Here is a 5,479-nt window from a genome sequence, read left to right on the forward strand (position 1 = left end):
GACAGCCCCGTATCCCCGCTCCGCGCTCCGCGCTCCGGCCCCGCGTGCGCAGGCCCGACCCGCACCCCGCCCAACCCGCCGACACCGCCCCGCTCGGACCCCGCCCCCCGTATCCCCGCTCCCCGCTCCGCGCTCCGGCCCCGCGTGCGCAGGCCCGCCGACACCGCCCCGCCCCGTCCTCATTCCTCCGGCGGGAACACCGCCTCGCCGCTGCCCGCCAGGGTGATCAGGATGGCCTCCACCGGGCAGCCCTCCGCCGCCGTCAGGATCGGCTCGTTCGCGTCCGTCTCCGGGTCGCGCGGGTGCGACTGGCGCGCCGAGTCCAGGGCGAAGCCCTCCGGTGCGTGGTTCACGCACATGCCCGAGCCGATGCAGACCCCGCGGTCCACCTCCACCACCCAGCGGTCACCCATCAGGCACCCGCCGCATTGCCCGCCGCGTAGCCCGCCGGCAGGTGGATCATCTTGTGTTCCAGGTATTCGCTCAGCCCCTCGGGCCCGAACTCCCGTCCCACGCCGCTGTTCTTGTAGCCGCCGAACGGCCCCAGCATGTCCAGGCTGAAGGTGTTCACGTTGAAGGTGCCCGTCCTCACCTGCCGGGCGAAGTCGATGCCGTGCTCGACGTCTCCCGTCCAGACGCTGCCGCTCAGGCCGAACTCCGAGTCGTTGGCGACCCGTACGGCTTCCGCCTCGTCCCCGTACGGGATCAGGCAGACGACCGGCCCGAAGATCTCCTCGCGGGCGATCCGCATCGAGTTGTCCACGTCCCCGAACAGCGTCGGCTCCACGTACCAGCCCTGCTCCAGGCCGGCCGGGCGGCCGCCGCCCGCCAGGACCTTCGCGCCCTCCTCCTGGCCGATCCGGATGTAGTCCAGCGACCGCTGCTGCTGCCGCCTGGCGACCAGCGGGCCGAGCTGCGTCGCCGGGTCCAGCGGGTCGCCGACCACGAGCGCGCCGGCCGCGGCCGCGAGCGCCTCGGCGATCTCCTCGTACCGGCCGCGCGGCGCGAGGACGCGGGTCTGGGCCACGCATGCCTGCCCGTTGTTCATCCAGGCCGCGGGGACGATCCCGGCGATGGTGGTGTCGAGGTCGGCGTCCGGGAGGATCACGGCGGCGGACTTGCCGCCGAGTTCGAGGGTGACCCGGGTCAGGTTGCGGGCGGCGACCTCCATCACGCGCCTGCCGGCGGCGACCGAGCCGGTGAAGGCCACCTTGTCGACGCCCGGGTGGCCGACCAGGTACTCGCTGACCTCCCGGTCGGCGGGCAGGATCGACAGCACGCCCTCCGGCAGCCCGGCCTCCCGGGCGATGTCGGCGAGGATGTACGAGTCGAGCGGTGATTCGGGGGACGGCTTGAGGATCACCGTCGACCCGGTGAGCAGCGCGGGGGCGAGCTTGGCGGCGGCCACGAACTGGGGCACGTTCCAGGGGATGACGGCCGCGACCACGCCCACCGGCTCGCGGCGCACCAGGATCGGCCCGAGCGCCCCCTGGCGGTGCTCCTCGTACGGGTAGGCGCGCGCGACCTGGATCGCGGCGTCGTAGACCATCATCGGGCCGAGGGCCTGCGCGAGGACGCTCCAGGAGTACGGGGACCCGTTCTGCGAGCTGATCGAGCGGGCGATCTCCTCGTGGCGGACGGCGATCGCGTCCTTGATCCGGGTGACGACGGCGATCCGCTCGTCCAGGGACGTCCGGGGCCAGGGGCCCTCGTCGAAGGCCTTGCGCGCGACGGCGACGGCGCGGTCCACGTCCGCGCGGGAGGCGTGCGGGACGCTGCCGATGACCTGCTCGGTGTGGGGGGAGACGATCTCGATCGTGTCGGTGCCCAGCGGATCCGTCCACTCCCCGCCGATGAACAGGTGTCCGTGTTCCACGAGCTCGGTCATGGCTGCTGCCTCCTGCGGCTTGGCGTTCCCGAACTGATACCAGTTCTAGTTCCAGGAGTCCACGGCCAGGACGGAACGGCCCGGAAGATCCAAACAGCGGTTACGACTAGTCAGGACGGTCCACAGATGGTCGACTTGGGCGACTACTGCAACACGTTCTCGTGAGAGGGTGCCGGGCGGCGCAGACGCGGCGGCCAGGCCCAGACAGGGAGCCCCCATGCCGCAGGACACGCCCCACCCGACCGCCCCGCACGTCACCGACCACGGCGGCGGCGTCCGCGGCATCAAGGTCCCGATCCCCGACAACCCGCTCGGCCACACCCTCGTCCACGTCCTCGACACCGACCGCGGTCCCGTCCTGATCGACACCGGCTGGGACGACCCGCAGTCCTGGGACACCCTCGTCGCCGGACTCGCCGCACTCGGCACCTCCGTCGCCGACGTCCACGGCGTGGTCATCACCCACCACCACCCCGACCACCACGGCCTGTCGGGCCGGGTCCGCGAGGCCTCCGGCGCCTGGATCGCCATGCACGCCGCCGACACCGAGGTCGTCGTACGGACCCGGTCCGCCGAGCCCGGTACCTGGTTCGACTACATGAGCGAGAAGCTCACCGCCGCCGGAGCCCCCGAGGAGCACGTCGCCCCCCTGCGCGCGGCCCGCGCGAGCGGCCGCCTGCGCACCCTGCCCGGGCTGCGGGCCGCCGTCCCCGACCGGGAGATCGTCCCCGGCGAGCTGCTCCCCCTCGCCGGGCGCCGGCTGCGCGCCGTCTGGACCCCCGGACACACACCCGGCCACGTCTGCCTGCACCTGGAGGAACGCCACCCGGCGAACCTCCCCGGCAACGGCCGCCTCTTCTCCGGGGACCACCTGCTGCCCGGGATCTCCCCGCACATCGGCCTGTACGAGGCCCCCGACGAGAACGGCGTCACCCGGGTCACCGACCCCCTCGGCGACTACCTCGACTCCCTCGAACGCATCGGCCGCCTCGACCCGGCCGAGGTCCTCCCGGCACACCAGCACGCCTTCACCGACGCCCCGGCCCGGGTGCGCGAACTGCTGCTCCACCACGAGGAGCGGCTGACCGGGCTGTGGGAGCTGCTGGCCGAGCCGCTGACCCCGTGGGCGCTGGCGGAGCGCATGGAGTGGAACCGGCCCTGGGAGCAGATCCCGTACGGCTCCCGCAACATCGCCGTCTCGGAAGCGGAAGCGCATCTGCGGCGGCTGGTGAAGCAGGGCCGCGCCGAGGCGGTCCCGGGCAGCGATCCCGTCACGTACCGCGCCGTGTGACGGCGGCCTCGCCGGTAAGGGGCGCCGGGCTTGGGCACCCCCCTTCCGGACCGCTACGGGCCGGTACAGTGAACCCGTCGTCCACCCTTCCGTACGGGGGGAAGCCGGTGCGATTCCGGCGCTGACCCGCAACCGTGACCCGCCCAGGCCCCGCCCGGCGGGAAGCCGGACTGCCCCGTACGCGAGGTGCGCGGCTCGCGCCGCCGGAGCCCCGGCGGCCGGCACCGTCGAGGTAAACGGAGCCGGAGCCCGGTGCCCTGTGCGCGCCTGCCTCCCGGCCCCCCAGCACGAGAGGCACCCGCCCCCATGAACGTCCGCCGCAGCGCCGCCGCGCTCGCCGCCTCCGCCGTGCTCTGCGTGGGCGCCGCCCCCGCAGCCCTCGCCGCGCCCTCGCCGTCCGCCCCCGCGGCGCCGGTGATCCCGTCCGGTCTGTTCGGCAAGAAGGACCCGACGTACGACGGCGTGTGGCGGCAGTCCTTCGCGCTGCTCGCCCAGCAGACGGCCGGCGTGAAGCCGGCCAAGGAGGCCGTCGCCTGGCTCGCCGGCCAGCAGTGCGCGAACGGCGGCTTCGCCTCCTTCCGTGCGGACGCGTCCGCCGCCTGCGACGACAAGACGATGTACGACACGAACGCCACCTCGATGGCCGTGCAGGCGCTGAAGGCGCTGGGCGGCCAGGACGCGGCGGTGAAGAAGGGCGTGGACTGGCTGAAGTCCGTCCAGAACGAGGACGGCGGCTGGGCCTTCGTCCCCGGCACCCCGAGCGAGGGCAGCTCCACCTCCCTCGTCATCAGCGCGCTGGCCGCGGCGGGCGAGAAGCCGGCCGAGGTGAAGTCGAAGGAGGGCAAGTCCGCGTACGAGGGCCTGCTGGCCTTCCAGCTGGGCTGCGCCGCCGAGCCGGCCGCCGACCGGGGCGCCTTCGGGTACCAGCCGGCCGAGGGCAAGCTCGCGGCCAACGCCGACGCCACGGCCGCCGCCGTCCTGGCCGGGCTGGGCCAGGGCTCCGTCGTGGCGCCCGCCGCGACGGACACCCCCGCGGCCGCACTGGCCTGCCCGGCGGGCGCCGCCGACCCGGCGGGCGCGGCGCAGGGCGCGGCCGGCCACCTCGCCGAGACCCTGAAGAAGGACGGCCACCTGACGGCCGTCACCCCGGGCGCGGACCAGCCGACCGCGGACACCGGCAACACCGCGGACGCGGTGATCGCCCTGGCGGCGGCCGGACACAAGCAGTCGGCGGCGGGCGCGCTGGAGTGGCTGAAGGCGAACTCGGCGGAGTGGTCGAAGGACAGCCCGGCGGCACTCGGCACCCTGGTCCTGGTCGCCCACGCCACGGGCACGGACCCGAAGTCGTTCGGCGGCACCGACCTGGTGACGGCGCTGAACGCGACGGGCCCGGCGCCGCAGACCGGTGACGCGGCCGCGTCGAAGTCCGAGAAGGCCGAGTCGGACACGGACTCGAACGCGAACGTCTGGTGGATCGTGGGCGCGGGCCTGGCGGCGGGCATGGGCATCGGCTTCCTGCTGAGCAGCCGCCGGAAGAAGAACCAGCTCTGATGCGCCACCGCAGCCTGACGCCGCTGGTCCTCGCGTTCGGTGTCCTCCTCACGCTGCTGGCGTCGTCCCCGGCGCTGGCGGCGAGCTACCGCTACTGGTCGTTCTGGGAGGGCACGGGGGGCCAGTGGCAGTACGCCACGCAGGGCCCCTCGACGGCCCGCCCGGCCGACGGCGCGGCCCTGGGCTTCCGCTTCGCGGTGAGCCGGGACGCGGCGGCGGAGGCGGCGAAGCCGCGCGCGGCAGCGGATTTCGCGGCGGTCTGCGGGGGCACGGCGGCCGTGGAGGGCCGCAAGCGGATCGCGGTCGTCGTCGACTTCGGCGTCCCGGCGGACGCCCCGGCCTCGGACGCCGCGCCGCAGGACACCCCGCGCACGGCCTGCGCCCAGGTCGCCCCGGACGCCACGGCGGCCGAGGCCCTGGCGGAGGTCGCCAAGCCGCTCCGCTACAACGGCGCGGCGCTGCTGTGCGCGGTGTCGGGCTACCCGAAGCAGGGCTGCGGCGAGCCGATCGCGGACGACGGACCGCAGCCTCGGCAGACGGCGACGCCGAAGCCGTCGGCCCGGTCCGACGGCGGCCCGTCGACCGGCCTCCTCGCCGGCCTGGCGGCGGTGGCCGCCCTGGCAGCGGCGGCCGTCTGGCAATCCCGCCGCCGCCGATGACCCCCACCAACGACCCCGCCCCGCCCGGACCCGGACCGGACGCGGCCCCGCAAGCCGCCGAACCGCACGCTCCCGGCCCTACCCCCACGC

Annotated in this window: 5 protein-coding genes and 1 riboswitch; of the genes, 3 read left to right on the forward strand and 2 right to left on the reverse strand. The window is 74.8% G+C overall.

The window, feature by feature from the left end; translation table 11 throughout:
* Window positions 1-179: 179 nt before the first annotated feature.
* Window positions 180-413: a ferredoxin gene (locus tag ACFXA3_RS34175; protein ID WP_054223178.1), complete on the reverse strand. Its 234-nt coding sequence runs from the start codon at window positions 411-413 to the stop codon at window positions 180-182.
* Complete coding sequence (locus ACFXA3_RS34180; RefSeq protein ID WP_385193377.1) at window positions 413-1,888, reverse strand: aldehyde dehydrogenase; 1,476 nt, start codon at window positions 1,886-1,888, stop codon at window positions 413-415. Before ACFXA3_RS34180 ends, ACFXA3_RS34175 begins: the two co-directional genes overlap by 1 nt.
* A 217-nt stretch (window positions 1,889-2,105) precedes the next feature.
* Here ACFXA3_RS34180 and ACFXA3_RS34185 point away from each other — a divergent pair, with 217 nt between their 5' ends.
* From ACFXA3_RS34185 to ACFXA3_RS34195, 3 genes are all read left to right on the forward strand, one after another.
* Window positions 2,106-3,179: an MBL fold metallo-hydrolase gene (locus ACFXA3_RS34185; RefSeq protein WP_385193380.1), complete on the forward strand. Its 1,074-nt coding sequence runs from the start codon at window positions 2,106-2,108 to the stop codon at window positions 3,177-3,179.
* A gap of 97 nt (window positions 3,180-3,276) precedes the next feature.
* Window positions 3,277-3,355, forward strand: a riboswitch (cobalamin riboswitch).
* A 130-nt stretch (window positions 3,356-3,485) separates the two neighbouring features.
* Complete coding sequence (locus tag ACFXA3_RS34190; protein WP_385193383.1) at window positions 3,486-4,730, forward strand: prenyltransferase/squalene oxidase repeat-containing protein; 1,245 nt, start codon at window positions 3,486-3,488, stop codon at window positions 4,728-4,730.
* Window positions 4,730-5,389, forward strand: a complete 660-nt coding sequence (locus ACFXA3_RS34195; RefSeq protein WP_385193386.1) for an SCO2322 family protein — start codon at window positions 4,730-4,732, stop codon at window positions 5,387-5,389. Before ACFXA3_RS34190 ends, ACFXA3_RS34195 begins: the two co-directional genes overlap by 1 nt.
* Window positions 5,390-5,479: the final 90 nt, after the last annotated feature.

The sequence above is a fragment of the Streptomyces sp. NPDC059456 genome (assembly GCF_042750055.1).
GTDB lineage: Bacteria > Actinomycetota > Actinomycetes > Streptomycetales > Streptomycetaceae > Streptomyces.